An 18,569-nucleotide genomic window follows, 5' to 3' on the forward strand; every position below is an offset into this window, starting at 1 on the left:
CTGCCGCCGCACCCTGCGGTACGGCGGCGAGCCTGCCTTGCAGCACGGGATCGGTCACCACCAGGAACCGCACCTGCCCGCGCGGCTGTCACAGACACGGAAGTACACCTTGTCGCGGTCGTTGTAACTGCCCGAGTACGAGGACCTGTAGACCGTGCCGTCCTCCCACCTTTCCAGGTAGCTGTACGACGGCAGGGTGGACGGGCCGTTCGTCCTCCACTTGCCGTCGTAGTCATTGCCGTCCCAGACCCAGGTCTTGCAGAGCGGCAGCCTGCCGCCGGCGGGTCCCGGCAGGTTGGTGCATGCCTGCGCCGCCGACGCCGACGACGCGAGCCCCACCGACGTTGCCGCGACGACGGTGGCCGTGAGGCCTATCTGCGCGATTGCTCGCTTCACGTCCCATTCCCCTTGTCTCGCCTGCCGTCAGGGCTCCGAAGGCCCTGATCGAATGCAACGATCGCAACGACCGGAAGCATCTCCGACGACCGATTTCGGCGAGAGAGGTGCCTGCGCCAATGGGGTGCGTTCGGAAAGACGCTTGATCCGCTGCTCGCGAGCGGACTCGATCCGTTTGTACGTCGGCGGTCGAGCGCAGCCATGGAACGCACTCGCATCGAATCCCCGCGCGATGGTCCGCGATGGTCGGTTGCGTTGCGACTCACACGCTACGAGGGGTGCGCCTCGGGCGCGTCCCACGGTGGGTTGAGCCGGACGTACCGCGCTGGTTTGCCCGCACGGAAACTGCGACCAGTGCGGTACTACGGCAAGGGTGGCGGTGGACTGCCTGTCGAGGGAGTGCCGTGCCGGGCTCCGCTCATTCCGGTTCCCGGGCGCCGTCCGATTTACGGGTCGCGGCCGCGCGCTGCGGCTTGTCGGGGGTCAGCAGCGCGGCGAGGCGGTGGGTGTCCGCGAGGTAGCGGTCGTAGGGGAAGTCGGCCTTCAGCAGGGCGGTGCGGAGTTCTTCCTCCAGAGGCTTGCCCTCGGCCAGGAAGATGTCCTGACCCATCGGGGTCAGGGCGACGAGGCGCCTACGCCGGTGGGCAGGGTCGACGCTGATCGTGACGTACCCCTCCACCTCGAGTGAGCGCAGGGAGCGGCTGATCGCGGGATCGGACACGCCGAGGGCCTCGGCGAGCTGGTGCTGGGTGGCGGGCTGAATCTCCTCCAGGGTTCCCAGCAGCCGCAGTTGACTGTGAGAAAGGCGCTGGTCCGGGCCGGAGCGGCGCCGGGCCGCCTCGCCCATCAGCATGGTCACGCGGTACAGGAGTTCGGCCAGTCGTTCGTTCATGCGTCCACTTTAGCAGAGTGTTGCCTTGTTAATATTAACCGTGCAACACTCAGGGCATGGACACTCTCCCGTACGGCATGCAGACCACGTTTCCGCTCCTGTTCATGCTGGTGCCCGCCCTCGGAGCGCTGCTGAGCTGCCGCCGCCACCCGGACCGGCCGACGGCGGAGATCTGGCAGCGCTGGTGGGCCGTCGGCGCCCTCGGCATCGGAAGCCTCTGGATCACCCTCGCGTTCCTCGCGGCGCCCGGCGGCATGGCCGACACCATCGGCTTCGCCCACTCGCCGTTCCAGTTCGAGATCGCCTTCGCCAACCTCGCCCTGGCCGCACTGGGCTTCCGCAGCGCATCCGCCTCGCCTCGCGAGCGCCTCACCAGCGGGCTGGCGGCTGCCGCGTTCCTGTGGGGAGCCGCGGTCGGCCACGTCTACCAGTGGTTCGCCCACGGCGACCACGCGGCCGGAAACACGGGCGGCATCCTGGCCAACGACATCCTGATCCCTGCCGTCATGATCGCCCTGGCAGCCCGGGACGTTCGCCGCACGCGTATCGGCCACGGCCGCGCCGCCCACCCCGTCATGTGACCGGCTTCCGACCCAGGCCCCACATGGCCGGCTCCCGGCCCAGCCGCACAGCCGGCGCCTGGCCCGTGCCCACACGGCTCCTCCCGCCGGGGGGGCTTCGAGCCGAAACCCAGGGACGTAGCCCGACATCCCCCTGGCCCACAGGACCACAGGTCGTCAACCTTGATTGACTGCCCGGATCGCGGTCAACTACGGTTGACCCATGGATGTGGAACAGCTGACCGAACTCGCCGCATCGACGGCCGACCACGACCCCTTGGTGGGACTGGGCGCCGTGGCGAGACTCCGCGCCGAGACGGAACGCATCGAAGCGGTGCTGGTGCGCCGCGCCCGCAACAACGGCGCCACGTGGCCGCAAATCGCCGCCGTCCTGGGTGTCTCGAAACAGGCCGTGCACAAGAAGTACGCCGCTCGCGGCCTGTTCGGCGGCCGGTCATGACCGACGGGACGCCCGGCGACAAGCAACTCGCCGTCAGGCTAGGAGAGTTGCTGGGCCCGCGCCACCCGGTCGCCGCAGCGGCCGTGGTCACACCCGCGGGCATGCGCCTGGCCGGCCGCGGGACCGACTTCGACGCAGACTTCGAGATCGGCTCGGTCTCGAAGACCGTCACCGGGCTGCTGTACGCCGACGCCCTCACCCGCGGCGAGATCACCCCCGACACACGCCTCGGCGAACTGCTGCCCCTCGGCGACGCCCCCGCCGCCCGACTGACACTGCGATCGCTGAGCACACACCGATCCGGACTGCCCCGGCTGCCCAAATCCGCGCAGCCTTGGCGACGCACCATCACCCTATGGCGACACGGAACCAACCCCTACGGCGAGAACCTCGAACAACTCCTCGGCCAAACCCGGGACGTTCCGCTCGGTACACCACGGTCCCGCTACTCCAACCTCGGATACGAACTTCTCGGACATGCCCTCGCCCGCGCCGCCACCACGACCTACCCGGAGCTCGTCCAACAGCGCATAGCCAAGCCGCTGGCACTCGACTGCTTCTACGTTCCGGGAACGGCCGACGAACTGCGCCCCGCAGCGCTCCACGGCAGGAGCCGCCGAGGGCGACCTCGGCAGCCCTGGACCGGCGAGGGACTCGGACCGGCAGGGGGCATCCGGGCCTCCATCACCAGCATGGCCCGCTTCACGACGGCGATACTCGACGGCAGCGCGCCGGGCACCGCCGCACTCGATCCGGTCGCCCCGATCGGCGGCGGCGCACGCATCGGCGCCGCCTGGATCACGGTCCAGGTGAAAGGCGGGCCCATCACCTGGCACAACGGCGGCACCGGCGGCTTCCGGTCCTGGCTCGGACTCGATCGCAACACGGGCACCGGCGTCGTGCTCCTCTCGGCCACCGCCGCATCGGTCGACCGTCAGGGGTTCGCACTCCTGACCGAGCACAGCCGCAGCAACAGCAACAGCAACAGGCAATAACACTCGAACTGAGTGCGGTCATTTCACGGGCATGGCCTACCCCGAGGTACGGCGACCGTTGATGACGGTGCGTACGGCCCGATCGCCGCGAGGGTCGCCCATCAGCCGGGCGATGTCCCACCACCGCAGCAACAGCGCCGGCCAGTGAGGCGGGACCGCGTCCATGAAATCCCGGTTGAACCGTGCGCGGACGCTCTCGTGGCGGAGAGCGACGCGGATGTCGTCCCTGGACGGCGGGAGGTGGCGGATGGCGGACGGCAGCGTGGCCTCGTACTCCGGTGGCAGATCGCGGCCGGGGCGGACCAGGACGTTGCCGCGCAGCGCGGCGGCAACGTCGCCCTCCAGTTTCTCCTGGGCCCGCACGGCACGCTCCCACCAGTGGTCCCGGAAAGCGGCGACGGCTTCGGGGTCGGCCAGGTCCAGGGCGTCGCACTGCCCGTCGAACTCCGCACGCACATCACCGGGCAGGGCTCCCCGGATCGATCCGAGAGTCTTCGCGGGATAGGGCGGCGGGGCCTGGCCGAGGTGGCGCACCCACCGTTTCCCGTGTTCCTCATGAGGAGGGGGTGCTGTACCGCCGGCGGGTGAGGCTCAGCGGCCGTGGGGCGGGTCGACGAAGCGCCATGCGTGGGTGAGGTCGGGCTGGCCTCCCCACATCGGGCGGGGGTAGACGTAGTCGGTGGGGAGAGTCGCACTTGCCGGTCGGATCGCGTGGTCGTCATAGCTGTAGGGCACGATGGCCCAGTCGCTGGTGGTCCCGGGGACATGGCGGATGTACCAGCTCTGGCTAGTGCTGCCGGTGCAGTCCCGCATCTTCACGTAGTCACTCGTGCTGGTGCCGATGGTGAGGCACTTCTTGTGGGGGTTGGTGCGGATCCGGTAGGTGCCGGGGTGCTCACTGTCGCGTGTGATCAACCACTTGTAGCCCTGGTCGGGGACCAGGGGCCCGCCGTTCCAGACCTGCACCTCGTCGTCGATGTCGATGTAGGCGTCGGGGAAGAGGTAGGCGCTGGACATCTGATGGACCACCATCTTCCAGCCGGTAGGCGGCTCGTCCTGCGGCGCGGCTTGCGCACCCGAGGCGGCGACGGTCCCGGTGAAGGCCGTGGCCAACAGGGCGGCGGCGACAGTGGCGAGCTTGGTCCTCAACGAGCTGCGCATATGACGCCTTTGACAGACGCTAGTGGTCCTTCCTGGATAGCGGAGCCACAAATGACACAACACCCTATGAACCAGTATGCAACCCCATAGGGGCATAAGTCATATGGAGCAGCTAACATATCCGCACTCACCCGGCGACACCCCGACACGCTCAGGACCAGGCCCGGCAGTCACTCAGCGCAGGCGGCCACAGGAAATGGACCAGGGGCCGTTCTCATGACCAAAGCCAGCCACCCGATGGAGCCGCACCGGCGGCCAGCAACACCCGGTTCACCACTTACGTCTTCGCGCAAGACCCCCTCGCTGCTGCGCCACGCCGGACCCGAACGCAGTGGGAATCAGGGGGCTGAACGGGGTACAACAGGCCGTTGTCCCGGGCCGGTTGCGGGCGACATCGCCACCGATTGGACAGACTCAGGCATCCCGCACGCCCCCTTTTCCCAGGAGTCTTCCTCATGCGTCTTCGCCGTTCCGCCGCTGCCGCGCTCGGAGCCCTCGCGCTCGCTCTGACCCTCCCCACCTCGGCCCACGCCGCCGAGGGGCAGTTCCGGTACACCTACCTGACCAGCGAGGGCTACGAGGCGGTCGGCTTCCTCAACAACCCGCCCAGCGGCCAGTGCATCAACCTCCACGGCGCCGACTCCAACAACGTGCCCCCCGCCCACTCCCCCAAGAACCGCACCGACACCACAGCGGTGGTCTTCGCCGACGCCGACTGCCAGGGCAACGCCTACTTCTCCCTGCGCCCCCACACCGGAGGCGGCTCCGAACGCCTCGCCGTCCGCTCAGTCGTCTTCTCCTGACCCACCCCCGCCCCACTGCATATCCTCCTGTCTTCCCCCTGGGCCTCGACACCCGAGCAGCCCACCCTCACCCACCGGTCAACCACACCCGCACCCTGCTGTCCGCGCCTTCGACACAACATCTGGAAGCAAGGTGCCGCGCCTTCGACGGCACCCTGCTCACCGGCCTCCTCGCCGCGACGACCCTCTCCGTCCGGGAGGAAGGCGGCCCCGCGCTCTACCGGGCTCTCGTGCCGATCAACCGGCGCGGCCAACACCGGTACTCCTACTCCATCGGCTGGTTCGTCAACGCCGTACCCGTCGGAGTTCCCGCCCCGCGCCGGGCCTCCCTCCCACCCGGCTCGCCCTGACATGCGCAGGCTACGAACCGGCACGCCGTCAGGCCGACGCGCACGCCGTACGCGCACAACAGCTACTGGGCCACGACGGCGCCAAGGGGGTCGATCGCTGCCCCGTCAGCTTCTTCTCCTACCTGGATTTCCGCACCGCACCCGGGGCCGGCTACCCCTTGACCCGTACGGCCACCGTGTACGTGTGGTCCTCGGCCTGCAACGGAAACCTGCTGTGGTTCCACCGCGACCACGCCGGACTGCACCTGAACACCCTCCACGCCGACACCCCGCGCGCACGACGGGCGACGGAGTCCTTGGCCCGCCGACTCGCCCACAACCTGCGCTTTTTCAGAGACTGTCTTTGAACCGCCGTCTGCGCAGCGACGGTCACTGATCACCGAGCCCGCCGACCTGACGGTCGGCGCGCTCACGCCGTCAGCCCATCGAACGCAACCGATCCAGCTCGCTCCCGATCCCGTCCCGCAGCACGTCATGCTGCGCACCCAGCCTGAACCGCTCGTCACTCCATCGGTCACCCGGATACAGCCAGACAGGCTTGCCCACCAGCTCGGCCGGCTCCCACTCGAACCGCGGCCAGACGTGGGCATGCAAGAACGGGTCGGTGTTCCCCAGAATCTCCAGGTTGACCCGGCGGAAGCCGGGGTCCAAGCGTCGGCAGACGCGCTCAACGGCTTCTCCGAGCCGGTCCATGTCAGACAGAAACGACAGCCGCCTCGTCCTTGGCAGATCGGACAGCCGCTGTACGCCTGGCTCGTCCACGAGGAGAACCGAGTAACCCGGCAAGAACTGAACATCGCCGATCACCGCGAACCCCGACTCAAGCCGCCGCAGCACGGTCGGATTCTCGCCTCGCAGAGCAGCCCCGATGCGATCCATCCGCCAGTCACCAGTCATGGCCCCAACTTAGCCACCGGTGATCAAGGCCCGCTCTTCGCTCCCCAACCTCCCCACCTACATCAAGAACCAACCAAGTGAGGCGAGGAGCGACGGTAGCGACGCCCCATCAGGTAAGTCAGCATTGGGTCAGCATTGGGTTTGCCGGGCCCCGCCACACAAGATCACACCCTGGACTCCAGAGCCCCTCCCCGCGGCCTCGTTCCGGGTCTTCGTCGCAGCGGCGATCGACCGGCTCCGTCACCGAGTTCCACGTCGCCCTCGTGCTCCCCTCAACACGTATCCACGCAGATCAGCGCACCCGGCCCCGGGGTCTCAAGGGCACGGACGGGAGTTCCGGAGCGGGCAGCGGATCACCGTCGTAACCCTTCACCTCACCGAACCGGGTCCCGGTCATCCAGTCCGATCGCGCCTGCGCGATGTCCTCGTGCGACCGTCCGATGAAGTTCCACCACATGACGATCTCCTCCTCGAACGGCGTGCCGCCCAGCAGGATCACGCGCGCCGCGGTGTCCGTCTCGTTCGTCAGCGTCAGCTCGGTGCGGCCGGGGCCGAGGTAGCCCAGCTCCGCCTGGTCGAGGAGGGTGCCGGCCATGCCGACCCGCCCCTGGTCGACGAGCAGTCCGTGCTCGAACGTGGCGTCCACGGCGAGCGTGACCGTCGCGTGCGGGTCGAGGACGAGTTCGGCGCCGAGCAGCGGTGTGAAGGTCCGCACCGGCGAGGTCTCCCCCGCCAGGGTGCCGAGGAAGACCCTGGCGCGGGCGCCGTCCAGGCGGACCGGGACCGGGGCGTGGTGCTGGAAGTCGCGGGCGGCGTGCCGGTGTTCGTCGGGGAGCGCCACCCACAGCTGCACGCCGTGGAGCACGGTGGTGCGCGCGGTGGACACCTCTGTGTGGCTGATGCCGTGCCCGCCCGTCATGAGGTTCAGTTCGCCAGGTCGGACGAGGGCGTGGCTGCCGAGGCTGTCCCGGTGCTCGATCTCCCCGCTGAACAGCCAGCTGACGGTCTGAAGTCCGGTGTGCGGATGCGGCGCCACGTCCATGCCGCCGGTCTCGGTGACGTCGTCGGGGCCGTAGTGGTCGACGAAGCACCAGGCGCCGATGAGGGTCCGGGCCCGCTGCGGCAGGGTGCGGCGCACTGTCATCGACCGCGGGCCGCCGAGCGGGACATCACGCGCGGACAGGATGTCGGCCTCGCTCATCACGGGCTCCTCTCACCAAGATGGACAAGATATTTTGACTTTCAACAATTGTGTCCGATGATAAGCCCTGCGCCCCGCCGGGTGCGCGCCGGCACGAGCCAGGGCTCCGAGGGGCCCACGAGGGAGTCCAGGGTGAGCGACACGACAGCGGGCACGGATCGTCGCGTCCCCATGGGCGCGGGGCGTCGCGTCTACGTCGACAAGCAGAGCCCCACGGCGTACCGCGCGCTGGTCGAGACGTCCGAGGCGGTCCGCGGGACCGCGGCCGAAGCCGGCCTCGACCGCCTCCTCGTCGAACTCGTCAACCTGCGCGTCTCTCAGCTCAACGGCTGCGCCTACTGCCTGGACGTACACACCAGGGCCGCCCTGCGCGCGGGAGAGACCACGCGGCGCCTCGGCACGCTGGCCGCCTGGCGCGACACGGAGCTGTTCACGGAGCGCGAGCGCGCGGCACTCGCGCTGGCGGAGGCGACCACTCACCCCGCGGACGCCGCCGCGCAGGAGAGCGCCTACGACGCCGCCCGTGGGCAGCTCACCGACGACGAGATCTCGGCGGTGGTCTGGGTGGCGATCACCATCAACGCGTTCAACCGCGTCTCGATCCTGAGCAAGCACCCCGTGCGCGAGGCCGCCGTGCGCGAGGCCGCCGTCCGCGAGGCCCCCGCGCGGTGACACGGGGGCCGTCGCGGGCCCGGTCACCCCGGCGGCCTCGTCCAGGCGGCCTCGGAGGATGCCAGGTGCCGGGCGACCAGCGCCGTCACCGTCAGCGCCGCGAGCATCAGCCCCAAGGCGAGGGAGAGTTCGGCCTTCGACAGGAGCCAGGCCCCGACGAACGCTCCCAGGAAGATGGCCAGGACGGAGAGGATCCGCCTGCCCGGCCGCGGCGCCGTACCTCCGGCGGGCACGGAGTCGGCGGCAAGCCCGGTGAGGGTCAGGGTCAGCACGGTCGTGGTCAGATCCGGGACGCCGAGCCGCCGGGCGACCGCGTTCTGCAGCCCCATGGCGAGGCCGAGCAGGACGATCAGGGCGTACTGGACGGGTGTCGTCACCCGGCCGTGCGCGACGAGCGCCGTGCCGAGGGCCGCGGCGACCAGGACCGTCTGCACCGCCGTGCCGAGGGCCAGCAGCCGTCCGCGGTGCGCAGCGAAGCGGGTGCCGAACCGCCCGCCCGCCAGCGCGCCCGCGAGGAACGCGGCCATCGAGACGACGGAGGCCGTCGCGGACAGCCCCTCGGCGCCCGCCAGGGCGAACCCCAGGAAGACGACGTTGCCGGTCATGTTGGCGACGAAGACGTGCCCGAGCGCCAGGTAGCTCACGGCGTCCACCAGGCCGGTCACCACGGTCAGTGCCAGCAGGAGTGGCGGCAGCGGACCGTGCCGGTCGTCCTTCGGCGGCACCAGTGTGCGGGCCGCGTCAGCCAGCAGCGCGCGCATGGTCGCTCCTCCCTACGGCGTACGGGCGGTGCAGCACCGCGCGAGTGAGCAGTCCGCTCACCGGTCCCGCCACGAGAGCCGCGGCCTGCACCCAGGCGGGCCACGGGGTCAGCCCCAGGGCGTGGTCGGCCGACCAGCGGCCCGGCCCGGTCAACACCAGCACCGCGGCGGCCGCGACGAGGACCAGAGGGTACTCGTATCCGTCGTTCTGCACCCAGAGCCCGTTGCGCCGCTTCACGGTGCCCGCGACCGTCATCACTCCCATGGCGGCCATCGCCGCGAGGGGGGTGAGCAACCCGGCCGCCAGGAACAGGCCGGCCCCGAGCTGGCTGCCGCCCGCGGCGAGCGCGGTCAGCCGGCCGCCGCGGAAGCCGTCGCGGCGGAACTCCTCCGTCCCGCCCGCCAGGCCGTTGCCGCCCAGCCGGAAACTCACCTTCTGCACTCCGTGTCCTGCGATGAGCAGACCCACCACCCAGCGGAGGACCAACAGTCCGGTGTCCATCGTGTTCCTGCCTGTTCCTGACGTTCCGTCAATGCTCGGAGGTGCGGGTCAGCCCGCCGCGTGGGCGCCGATGACCGCCTGGGCGTAGACCACGCCGAGGCCGTAGGCACCGGCGTGCTCCTTCACCACCTCGGTGACCGGGACATACGTCTCCGTACGTGCCCAGTCGCGCTGGAGCTCCAGCAGGACCTGCACCCAGGTCACGGGCACCGCCCCGGCCTGGACCATGCGCTGGACGGCGTGCTCGTGCGCCTGCGGGCTGACGCCGCCGGAGGCGTCCGTGACCACGTACACCTCGTAGCCCTGGGAGAGGGCGGAGAGCGTGGGCAGGACGACACAGACCTCGGTCCACAGACCGGCGACGACGAGCTTCGTGCGGCCGGTGGCCTTGACGGCCTCGACGAAGGCGGTGTCCTCCCAGGCGTTCATCGAGGTGCGGTCGATGGCCTCCTGGTCCGGGAAGACCGCCGCGAGCTGCGGCAGGATCGGGCCCGAGAACGACTCGGCGGCCACGGTGCTCAGCACGACCGGGACGTCGAAGACCTTCGCGGCCTTGGCGAGGCCCACGGTCGAGTTGATGATCGCGGTGCGGTCGCCGCTGCCGGTGGCGAAGAACATCTGCGGCTGGTGGTCGACGAAGAGGACGGCGCAGTTGTCGGGGGTCAGCAGGTCGGGGCCGGGGGTGGGGGTGACCTGCGAGATGTCGGTCATGAGTGTGCCTTTCGGGTGGGTCGGGACCGCGGACGGAGCCGTCCGCGTAACGGGTGAGAAAGTGGAGGCGCAGAGAGGTCTCGTCTTGAGGCCTGGGAAGCGAGGCCTTGAGCCCTGGGAACTGAGGTCTTGAGCCCTGGGAACCGAGGTCTTGGGCCTGCGGCGCCGAGGCGGTGGTGTCGTCAGAGGCCGAAACAGGGGTCCAGGAGCGGGTCTCCGGTCTGCGGAGCCGGGTCCCGCCGTGTCCGCCACTGCCGGTGCTGCTCGGACTCGGCGACGGCCTGGCCGAGCAACTCGGCCTGCCGGGCACCCGATACGCCGCCGGGCGCGGCCTGATAGCCGCCGAAGCGCGCGACGGGGCTCCACTCCGGACTGATCGGCGGCAGCTCCTCGTCGAGGCCCTCGTACTCGGCGGCCGCGTAGACGATTCGCCCGCCGACCACCGTCAGCAGGGACTCGATGCGGGCGATGTCCGGTTCGGGCACGGTGAAGTAGTCCTCGGACAGCACGGCGAAGTCACCGAGGCAACCCGGTCGCAGAACGCCCTTGACGCCCTCTTCGCCGGTGAGCGCGGCGCCCGCCTCCGTGAACATCGCCAGCGCCGTGTGCCGGTCGACCCGGTTGTGCGGCGGCCGGACCGCCAGGTCGCCGACGGTGCGTCCGGTGACCAGCCAGTGCAGGGCGATCCACGGGTTGTAGGTGGAGACGCGGGTGGCGTCGGTGCCGGCGCCGACCGTCAGGCCGCGCTCCAGCATCGCCCGGACCGGCGGGGCGTCCGCGGCGGCTCCGGGGCCGTATCGCCGTACGAACGCCTCCCCCTGGAAGGACAGCCTGTTCTGTACGGACAGGGCTCCGCCGAGGGCGGCGATACGGTCGAGACTGTCGGCGGATACGGTCTCCGCGTGGTCGAACAGCCAGCGGTTCCCGGCCGGGAACAGACCGTCCGCGGCGAGCTTCTCGAACACCGCGAGGTCACGCCGGATGGTCTCGTCGTAGGTGGCGTGGAGCCTGAACCCCCAGCCGTTCTCCATGAGGAGACGCACCGCGGCCTCGAAGTCCCCCTCATAGTCGGAGGAGAGCTCGGGGCGCGGCTGCGCGAAGTTCTCGAAATCCGCCGCCGACCAGGTGAGGTTCTCACCTGCGCCGTTGAGACGCAGCCATTCGTCCCCGTCCTCGGGGCGGGCCATTTCGATCCAGCGTCTGAGGTCGGCTATTTCCTGTCCGGCGGTCTGCGGAAAGAGGTGATAGGCGATGCGCAGCGACAACTGGCCCGCTGCGGCGAGTTCGACGACGGTGCTGTAGTTCTCGGGGAAGTTCTGGAATCCCCCGGCCGCGTCGATCGCTGAAGTCAGTCCGAACCTGTTCAGTTCGCGCAGGAAATGACGCGTGGATGTTTTCTTGTCCGCCCCCTCCAGCACCGGCGCCTTGGCCAGTGTCGAGTAGAGGATCAGCGCGCTGGGAGCGGCGAGCAGCATGCCCGTGGGCTGCCCGTCCCGGCCCCGGACGAGCTGGCCGCCCCGCGGCTCGGGGGTGTCACGGGTGTAGCCGGCGGCTTTGAGCGCGGCACGGTTCAGCACCGCCGACTGGTACAGGTGCAGGACGAACACGGGAGTGTCCGGCGCCGCCGCGTTGAGCTCGGCGACGGTCGGCAGGCGGCGCTCCGCGAACTGCTCGGCCGACCAGCCGCCGACCACCCGCACCCACTGGCCCTTCGGGGTGCGTGCCGCCTGCTCGCGCAGCATCGCCAGGCCTTGGCGCAGAGTGGGGACGCCGTCCCAGCGCAGCTCGAGGACGTAGTTCAGGCCTCCCCTGATCACGTGCAGGTGGGAGTCGTTGAGGCCGGGGACCGTACGGCGGCCGAGGGCGTCGACCACCTTCGTCGCGGGCCCGATCAGGCCGGCCACGTCCTTGTCGTCCCCCACGGCCATGAGCACGCCGTCACGGACGGCCAGCGCCCCGGCCCGGGGGCGTCCCGGGTCTCCGGTGTGGATCTTCGCGTTGCGGACGACGAGGTCCGCGGCGTTTTCCGTGGCGCTGGGAACCAGCCCACCGACCGGCATCGTGGACACCTTTCGACAACCTTCTGATATGTCGGCACCGCTCGATCGCTTCGCCGCCACGCTATGCCGGGTGAATTCCGCCGGGTTTTCCCTCAGTGCACTGTCCGCGGTCCGACAGTGCACTGCGATTCCCGCCGTGCGCTGTGGGTTCAATGCCGGTGCGCTGACGGTCAATCGGGGCGGCCGGGCTGCTCATAGCGTGATCTCGCCGGAAGAACCGGCGCCCCTCACGTGACACTCAGGAGAACCACATGTCCGACGCCGTCGAGCCGATCACGTCCACCGGGCCGATCGAACCCGTCGAGCCGGTCCTGGAACCGGCGGCCGCCGCGTTCGCCGAAGCGACCGCGCAGCCGCCCTTCCTCTTCGAACTCCCCCCTGCCGAAGGCCGCAAGGCGGTCGACGAGGTGCAGTCCGGTGACATCACGAAGCCGGAGATCGACGAGGAGTGGATCACCGTTCCCGGCGGCCCGACCGGCGGTGTCCGCACCCGTGTCGTCCGTCCGGCCGGCGTCCGGGGGAAGCTGCCGGTGATCCTGTACATCCACGGTGCGGGCTGGGTCTTCGGCAACGCCCACACGCACGACCGGCTGGTCCGTGAGCTCGCCGTGGGCGCCGGGGCCGCGGTGGTCTTCCCCGAGTACGACCTCTCCCCCGAGGCCCGCTACCCGGTGGCCATCGAGCAGAACTACACGGTCGCCCGGTGGATCGTCCAGGAGGGTGCGTCCAAGGACCTGGACGGGACCCGTCTTGCCGTGGCCGGCGACTCCGTCGGCGGCAACATGACGGCCGCGCTGACGCTGATGGCGAAGCAGCGCGGCGACGTGCCGCTGGTCCAGCAGGTGCTGTTCTACCCGGTCACCGACGCGCGCTTCGACACCGGCTCGTACCGCCAGTTCGCCACGGGTTACTTCCTGCGCCGCGACGGCATGCAGTGGTTCTGGGACCAGTACACGACGGACGAGGCCGAGCGGGCGCAGATCACCGCGTCGCCGCTGCGGGCCTCCACCGAGCAGCTCGCCGGGCTGCCGCCGGCCCTGGTCATCACCGGGGAGGCCGATGTGCTGCGCGACGAGGGCGAGGCCTACGCCAACAAGCTGCGCGAGGCGGGCGTCCCGGTGACCGCCGTCCGCTTCCAGGGCGTCATCCACGACTTCGTCATGCTCGACGCCCTGCGCGAGACGCACGCCGCCGAGGCCGCGATCACCCTGGCCACGGGCACCCTGCACGCCGCGCTCCACCGCGACTGACCGGCTTTCGTACGACGCCGCCCGGCGACGCACCTCCGCACCCCGGCACACGACACGTGCCCTTCCACGAGGAGACCCACCCCATCATGAGCACCACCACCTCCCCCACCCCGACCGTCCTGCTCGTGCACGGCGCCTTCGCCGACGCCGCCAGCTGGACCGGCGTCATCACGGAACTCCAGAACGACGGCATTCCGGTGGTCGCCCCGCCCAACCCGCTGCGCGGCCTGGCGTCCGACGCCGCGTACATCGCGTCGGTCGCCGCCCAGATCGACGGCCCGGTCGTCCTGGTCGGCCACTCCTACGGCGGCGCGGTCATCTCCGTGGCCGGGACCGCCGAGAACGTGACCGGACTGGTCTACGTCGCGGCCTACGTCACCGAAGAAGGCGAGAGCCTCGGCGAGTTGCAGGGCCGCTACCCGCTCTCGCCGCTCGGCGACCACCTGGCGCAGTCGACGTACCCCGTCGAAGGCGCCGAGCCCGCCGTCGAGTTCACCATAGAGGCGCAGGCGTTCCCGGAGATCTTCGCCGCCGACCTCCCTGCCGCCGTCACCAAGGTGCTCGCCGTCGCGCAACGCCCGCTGGCCGCCGCCGCGTTCACGGAGCAGGCGGCGGTCGCCGCGTGGCGGACCAAGCCGTCGTGGGCGCTCGTCGCCGACGCGGACCGGGCGATCAACCCCGATGTCCAGCGGTTCGGCGCGCGACGGGCCGGTGCGACGACGGTCGAGGTCGAGGGCGCCTCGCACGCCGTCGCCGTCTCGCGTCCCAAGGAGGTCGCCGACCTGATCCGTGACGCGGTGCGAGGCACCGCCGTCTGACGGTCGTGCCTCCTCCCGGACGGGAACTCCCCGACGGTGCCTTCGCGGACACCGCCGGGGAGTTCCCGTATACGCACGGCCGTTGGCCTCCTCACCTCCGCGGCGCCGTGACCACCACGACGAGCACCACCAGGACCGCACCGGCGGCGAGCGCGGGTACCGGGGTGAAGGTCGCCGCGAGGAGGCCGAACACGGCGACCGGATAAGGGGCACGTTCGGCCGCCGTGCTGAGGTGCGGCCGCAGATGCACGGCCCAGACGGTGCTCAGGAAGACGGCCGTCGGGACGGTGACCGCGGCCGCCGCGGCGAGCGGCGAGGTGTGCGCGTGTCCGGTGAGGTGATCGGCGTACGCGGCGAGGCCCGCGCCTTCGGCCGCCGCCGAGGCGAAGATCAGGTAGTGACCGTAGGCCCAGACGAAGCGGCGGCGGTGCGCCCGGTGCGTGGTGGCGAGCAGGGTGTGCGCGGGCCGGGAGAAGTACAGCCACCACAGCGCGAAGGCCGTCAGCAGGCCGCCCGCCGCTGTCGCGCAGAGCGAACCGGTGCTCTGGTGGCGGTCGAAGGCACCGCGCAGCGCGACGGTGGCGGCCGCCACGGACTCGCCGAGGACGATGAGGGTGAAGAGCTCGTAGCGCTCGGCGATGTGACGCGGGTGCCACGGGGTCATGCCGGCGGACTGGGCCCACACCGGCACGGCGACCTCGGCGAGGACCAGCGCGGCGACGCCCGGCAGGCGTGCCGCCTCCGGCAGGGCCAGCAGGCCCACCCAGCCGGCCTGGCACAGCGTCACTCCGGTGGCGAAGCGCAGCGCTGTGGTCCGGCGTGCGGGGTCGCTGCGGGCGGCCCGCAGCCACAGGGCGGCCAGAGCGGTGCGCAGTACGACGTAGCCGATGGTGATGGTCCGCAGGTCCCCCTCCGCGAACGCGTGCGGCACCCCGGCGGCGAGGATGAGCGACCCCGTGATCTGGACCAGCACGGTGAGCCGGTACGGGATGTCGTCCGGGTCATAGGCGGACGCGAACCAGGTGAAGTTCATCCACGCCCACCACACGGTGAAGAAGACCAGCGCGAAGCGCAGGACCCCGGTGGCCGTCGCGCCGTCGGCCAGTGCCTCGTGCAGGCTCGCCGAGGCCTGCGCCACGGCGATGACGAAGCACAGGTCGAAGAGGAGCTCCAGCGAAGTGGCGGCCCGGTGCGGCTCCCCGGGGTCGCGCCCGGGCATGGTGCGCCGCCACCGGGCCGCCGGGGACCCGGTGGTGGCGGCCCGGGGGCTCAGCGGAGCGCTCCGAGCGCGGCTTCGACCGTGCGGTGGAAGGTGGGGTACGTGTAGATCATGTGCCGGAGCCGGTGCACGGGCACTTCGGCGTGGACGGCCACGTTCAGTCCGTAGAGCACCTCTCCCCCGGCAGGACCCGCGGAGGTGGCACCGACGAGCACACCCCGGTCGGCGTCCTCGACGAGCTTCACGAAGCCCGCGTTGCCCGGCCCGTGGATCCAGCCCCGCGTGGAGGAGTCGAGGGGAAGCACACCGGTGCGCACCCGCAGCCCCCGCTCCCGTGCCTGTCGCTCCGTCAGGCCGACGGCGCCGATCTCCGGATCGGTGAAGGTGACCCGGGGCAGGGCCCGGTAGTCGGCGTCGGGTCCCGGCTCGCCGAGGATGTCCCGTACGGCTATCTGCGCCTGGTACATGGACACGTGGGTGAAGGCGCCGCGGCCGGTGAGGTCGCCGACCGCCCACAGACCCTCCGCCGCCCGCATCTGCCCGTCCGTGGCCACGGCTCGCGCGGCCGGGTCGAGTCCGACCGTGTCGACGCCGAGCGCCCCCAGGTCGGCCCGGCGGCCCGCGGCCACGAGGAGCCGCTCGGCACGCAGCGGCGTGCCCTCGTCGGCCGTCGTCCGCACACTGAACCGGGTGCCGTCGTGGCCGACGTCGAGCGCGCGGGCACCGGTGACCACGGTGACGCCGTCGGCCTCCAGCGTCGCGGCCGCGAGCTCGCCGGCCTCCGGTTCCTCCTGCGACAGCAGCCGGTCCTGTCCTTCGACCACGGTGACCGCGCAGCCGAACCGGGCGAAGACCTGGGCGAGTTCGACACCGATGGCGCCGCCGCCCAGCACGATCATCGACGCGGGCAGCTCCTTGGCCGCCATCGCGTCGCGGTTCGTCCAGTAGGGGGTCTCCGGCAGCCCGGGGACCGCCGGGATCCTGGGGCGGGTGCCGGTGGCGAGGACGACTCCGCGCCGCGCCTCGATCGTGCGGTCGCCGACCGTGACGCGACGGGGTCCGGCGAGCCTGCCCCTGCCCCGTACGAGACGGGCGCCCTTCGACGTGAGCCGTTCGGCGGCCACTCGGTCGTTCCACCCGTCGGTGGCCTCGTCGCGGATGCGCCCGGCGACTCTCCCCCAGTCCGGGGTCACGACCGCCGTACCGGCCAGGGCGGGCACCCGGCCCGCCTCGGCGAGCAGGTCCCCGGCCCTGATCATCATCTTGCTGGGCACGCACCCCCAGTACGGGCACTCGCCCCCGACGAGCTCCGCCTCGACCCCGACGACGTCCAGTCCCGCTTCGGCGAGGGCGCCCGCGGCGTGTTCACCGCCGGGCCCCAGCCCGACCACCACGACGTCCGCGTGTCCGTCCGCACTCATCCCGTTCACTCCTTCTCGGTTGTCCACTCGCGCCCCGCGGTCGGGGCGGCCCGGCCGAGGCTAGGGCGGTCCGCCGCGCCGTCCGGCCGGACAGTGCACGGGTGCTGGCACGAGAGCGAACGGGGCGGAAGCGGGAGGTGAGCGCCGTGCACGGACCGGCAGCACCGTGTGCGCTGCCGGACAAGAAGGGCGCGGCGAGGGGGCTTAGCGTCCTGCGGTACGCACAGTTCACCGCCCCAGGAGGCAACGATGACCAGCAAGTCCCGTCCCGTGAACGGCAGTCAGCCGCGGCTGCACCAGAAGGGCGAGGTGATCCAGGAGTACGGCACGGTGAAGCAGTTCCCGATCGGCCTGTCGTACGAGGCGAGGATGTACGCCTGCCAGCGCCTGAACCGGGTCCTCGCGGACACCCAGATCCTGTACGGCCTCTACAAGAAGCACCACTGGCTGATGCGCGGCGCGACCTTCTACCAGCTCCACCTGGTCCTGGACAAGCACGCCGGTGACCAGCTCGACCTCGTCGACACCCTCGCCGAGCGCGTCCAGACCCTGGGCGGCGTCGCGGTGGGCGACCCCCGGCACGTCGCGGAGCTCACGTCGATCCCGCGCCCGCCGGACGGCGTCGAGGAGGTCCCGGCGATGCTGTCGCGTCTCCTGGAGGCCCACGAGACGATCCTCGTCGAGGCCCACGACGCGGCGGCCAGGACCGCCGAACTGGGCGACGACGGCACGAACGACCTGCTGGTCTCCCAGGTGATCAGGACCGGCGAGCTGCAGACGTGGTTCCTGGCCGAGCACCTGGTCGACACCCCGCTGGTCCGCGCCTGACCCTCCCGCGCGGGCCGGCGGGCGGCGACAGCCGCGGTACGCACGGTACGCATGAGGACTCCGACCGGATGTGGAGTCCTCGGCCGGTTCGGCTCAGTGCCTCGGCGGCAGCCGGTGCAGGGCCACATCGTGCAGCGTGCCGTCCGAGACCGTCAGGGTGAGGTACGTGCAGTAGGGCTGGCGTCGGCGGTCGGTGGGCGAGCCGGGGTTGAGCAGGCGCAGGCCCCCTGGGGCGGTGGTGTCCCAGGGGATGTGGCTGTGCCCGAAGACGAGCACGTCCAGATCGGGGAAGCGTTCGGCGCAGCGGCGTTCGCGGCCGGTGGCCGCCCCGGTCTCATGGACGACACCGAACCGCAGGCCCGCCAGTTCCGCGTGGGCCACTTCGGGGAGTCGGCGGCGAAGGCCGGGACCGTCGTTGTTGCCGTACACGGCCACGAGGCGACGCGACCTGGACTCGAACAGGTCGAGGGTGGCCTCGTCGATCCAGTCTCCGGCGTGGATCACCACGTCCGCCGCGTCGATGCCCGCCATCAGGTCGTCCGGCAGGCGCTTGGCGCGGGCCGGCACATGCGTGTCGGAGGTCAACAGCAACTGCATGCACGCAGCGTAGGC

At 70.9% G+C, this 18,569-nt stretch carries 21 protein-coding genes; 8 read left to right on the forward strand and 13 right to left on the reverse strand.

The window, feature by feature from the left end; translation table 11 throughout:
• Positions 1–54: 54 nt before the first annotated feature.
• Both AC07DO_RS35395 and AC07DO_RS35400 read right to left on the reverse strand, forming a co-directional pair.
• Positions 55–396 carry a hypothetical protein gene (locus AC07DO_RS35395; RefSeq protein WP_479065801.1) on the reverse strand — a complete coding sequence of 114 codons (342 nt, stop codon included), beginning with the start codon at positions 394–396 and terminating at the stop codon, positions 55–57.
• 418 nt (positions 397–814) lie between these two features.
• Positions 815–1,288 (reverse strand): MarR family winged helix-turn-helix transcriptional regulator, encoded by a 474-nt coding sequence (locus AC07DO_RS35400; protein ID WP_479065803.1) that lies wholly within the window; start codon positions 1,286–1,288, stop codon positions 815–817.
• Between the two features lie 56 nt (positions 1,289–1,344).
• Here AC07DO_RS35400 and AC07DO_RS35405 point away from each other — a divergent pair, with 56 nt between their 5' ends.
• The 3 genes from AC07DO_RS35405 (at position 1,345) to AC07DO_RS35415 (ending at position 3,303) form a co-directional block, all read left to right on the forward strand.
• Complete coding sequence (locus tag AC07DO_RS35405; protein ID WP_479065805.1) at positions 1,345–1,869, forward strand: DUF6790 family protein; 525 nt, start codon at positions 1,345–1,347, stop codon at positions 1,867–1,869.
• Positions 1,870–2,071: 202 nt separating this feature from the next.
• Entirely contained in the window at positions 2,072–2,308 is a 237-nt protein-coding gene (locus AC07DO_RS35410) for a helix-turn-helix domain-containing protein (protein ID WP_479065807.1), read from the forward strand.
• Positions 2,305–3,303, forward strand: a complete 999-nt coding sequence (locus tag AC07DO_RS35415) for a serine hydrolase domain-containing protein (protein WP_479065809.1) — start codon at positions 2,305–2,307, stop codon at positions 3,301–3,303. The genes AC07DO_RS35410 and AC07DO_RS35415 overlap by 4 nt, the downstream gene beginning before the upstream one ends.
• A gap of 36 nt (positions 3,304–3,339) precedes the next feature.
• Here AC07DO_RS35415 and AC07DO_RS35420 read toward each other — a convergent pair whose 3' ends face one another.
• Together AC07DO_RS35420 and AC07DO_RS35425 are read right to left on the reverse strand one after the other, a co-directional pair.
• Positions 3,340–3,837 (reverse strand): hypothetical protein, encoded by a 498-nt coding sequence (locus AC07DO_RS35420; protein WP_479065811.1) that lies wholly within the window; start codon positions 3,835–3,837, stop codon positions 3,340–3,342.
• A 57-nt stretch (positions 3,838–3,894) separates the two neighbouring features.
• A complete protein-coding gene (locus AC07DO_RS35425) occupies positions 3,895–4,464 on the reverse strand; it encodes an RICIN domain-containing protein (protein WP_479065813.1) in 570 nt (189 codons plus the stop codon).
• A gap of 455 nt (positions 4,465–4,919) precedes the next feature.
• Here AC07DO_RS35425 and AC07DO_RS35430 point away from each other — a divergent pair, with 455 nt between their 5' ends.
• Positions 4,920–5,267, forward strand: a complete 348-nt coding sequence (locus AC07DO_RS35430; RefSeq protein WP_479065815.1) for a hypothetical protein — start codon at positions 4,920–4,922, stop codon at positions 5,265–5,267.
• Between the two features lie 767 nt (positions 5,268–6,034).
• Here AC07DO_RS35430 and AC07DO_RS35435 read toward each other — a convergent pair.
• Positions 6,035–6,514 carry an HIT family protein gene (locus AC07DO_RS35435; RefSeq protein ID WP_479065817.1) on the reverse strand — a complete coding sequence of 160 codons (480 nt, stop codon included), beginning with the start codon at positions 6,512–6,514 and terminating at the stop codon, positions 6,035–6,037.
• A 292-nt stretch (positions 6,515–6,806) separates the two neighbouring features.
• Positions 6,807–7,715, reverse strand: a complete 909-nt coding sequence (locus AC07DO_RS35440) for a pirin family protein (RefSeq protein WP_479065819.1) — start codon at positions 7,713–7,715, stop codon at positions 6,807–6,809.
• Positions 7,716–7,886: 171 nt separating this feature from the next.
• On the opposite strand from AC07DO_RS35440, the gene AC07DO_RS35445 reads away from it, so the two are divergent.
• Positions 7,887–8,387 (forward strand): carboxymuconolactone decarboxylase family protein, encoded by a 501-nt coding sequence (locus tag AC07DO_RS35445; RefSeq protein WP_479065927.1) that lies wholly within the window; start codon positions 7,887–7,889, stop codon positions 8,385–8,387.
• 23 nt (positions 8,388–8,410) lie between these two features.
• Here AC07DO_RS35445 and AC07DO_RS35450 read toward each other — a convergent pair whose 3' ends face one another.
• From AC07DO_RS35450 to AC07DO_RS35465, 4 genes are all read right to left on the reverse strand, one after another.
• Positions 8,411–9,148 carry a YoaK family protein gene (locus AC07DO_RS35450; protein ID WP_479065822.1) on the reverse strand — a complete coding sequence of 246 codons (738 nt, stop codon included), beginning with the start codon at positions 9,146–9,148 and terminating at the stop codon, positions 8,411–8,413.
• Positions 9,129–9,650 (reverse strand): DoxX family protein, encoded by a 522-nt coding sequence (locus AC07DO_RS35455; protein ID WP_479065824.1) that lies wholly within the window; start codon positions 9,648–9,650, stop codon positions 9,129–9,131. Before AC07DO_RS35455 ends, AC07DO_RS35450 begins: the two co-directional genes overlap by 20 nt.
• 48 nt (positions 9,651–9,698) lie before the next feature.
• Positions 9,699–10,361 carry a hydrolase gene (locus AC07DO_RS35460; protein ID WP_479065826.1) on the reverse strand — a complete coding sequence of 221 codons (663 nt, stop codon included), beginning with the start codon at positions 10,359–10,361 and terminating at the stop codon, positions 9,699–9,701.
• Between the two features lie 182 nt (positions 10,362–10,543).
• Positions 10,544–12,421, reverse strand: coding sequence for an amidohydrolase (locus AC07DO_RS35465; RefSeq protein ID WP_479065828.1), 1,878 nt, complete (start codon positions 12,419–12,421; stop codon positions 10,544–10,546).
• Between the two features lie 251 nt (positions 12,422–12,672).
• Between AC07DO_RS35465 and AC07DO_RS35470 the strand changes: the two genes are divergently transcribed.
• Positions 12,673–13,671, forward strand: a complete 999-nt coding sequence (locus AC07DO_RS35470) for an alpha/beta hydrolase (protein WP_479065830.1) — start codon at positions 12,673–12,675, stop codon at positions 13,669–13,671.
• 86 nt (positions 13,672–13,757) lie between these two features.
• Positions 13,758–14,489, forward strand: coding sequence for an alpha/beta fold hydrolase (locus AC07DO_RS35475; protein ID WP_479065832.1), 732 nt, complete (start codon positions 13,758–13,760; stop codon positions 14,487–14,489).
• 91 nt (positions 14,490–14,580) lie between these two features.
• On the opposite strand, the gene AC07DO_RS35480 is transcribed toward AC07DO_RS35475, so the two are convergent.
• Together AC07DO_RS35480 and AC07DO_RS35485 are read right to left on the reverse strand one after the other, a co-directional pair.
• Positions 14,581–15,708, reverse strand: a complete 1,128-nt coding sequence (locus AC07DO_RS35480) for a low temperature requirement protein A (RefSeq protein ID WP_479065834.1) — start codon at positions 15,706–15,708, stop codon at positions 14,581–14,583.
• 50 nt (positions 15,709–15,758) lie between these two features.
• The gene (locus AC07DO_RS35485) at positions 15,759–17,129 is read right to left on the reverse strand and encodes a dihydrolipoyl dehydrogenase family protein (protein ID WP_479065836.1); all 1,371 of its coding nucleotides are present in this window, start codon (positions 17,127–17,129) and stop codon (positions 15,759–15,761) included.
• Positions 17,130–17,378: 249 nt separating this feature from the next.
• Between AC07DO_RS35485 and AC07DO_RS35490 the strand changes: the two genes are divergently transcribed.
• Positions 17,379–17,957: a Dps family protein gene (locus AC07DO_RS35490; RefSeq protein ID WP_479065838.1), complete on the forward strand. Its 579-nt coding sequence runs from the start codon at positions 17,379–17,381 to the stop codon at positions 17,955–17,957.
• 93 nt (positions 17,958–18,050) lie between these two features.
• Here AC07DO_RS35490 and AC07DO_RS35495 read toward each other — a convergent pair whose 3' ends face one another.
• Complete coding sequence (locus AC07DO_RS35495) at positions 18,051–18,554, reverse strand: metallophosphoesterase family protein (RefSeq protein ID WP_479065840.1); 504 nt, start codon at positions 18,552–18,554, stop codon at positions 18,051–18,053.
• Positions 18,555–18,569 lie beyond the last annotated feature (15 nt).

This window comes from Streptomyces sp. NPDC045678, from assembly GCF_056432085.1.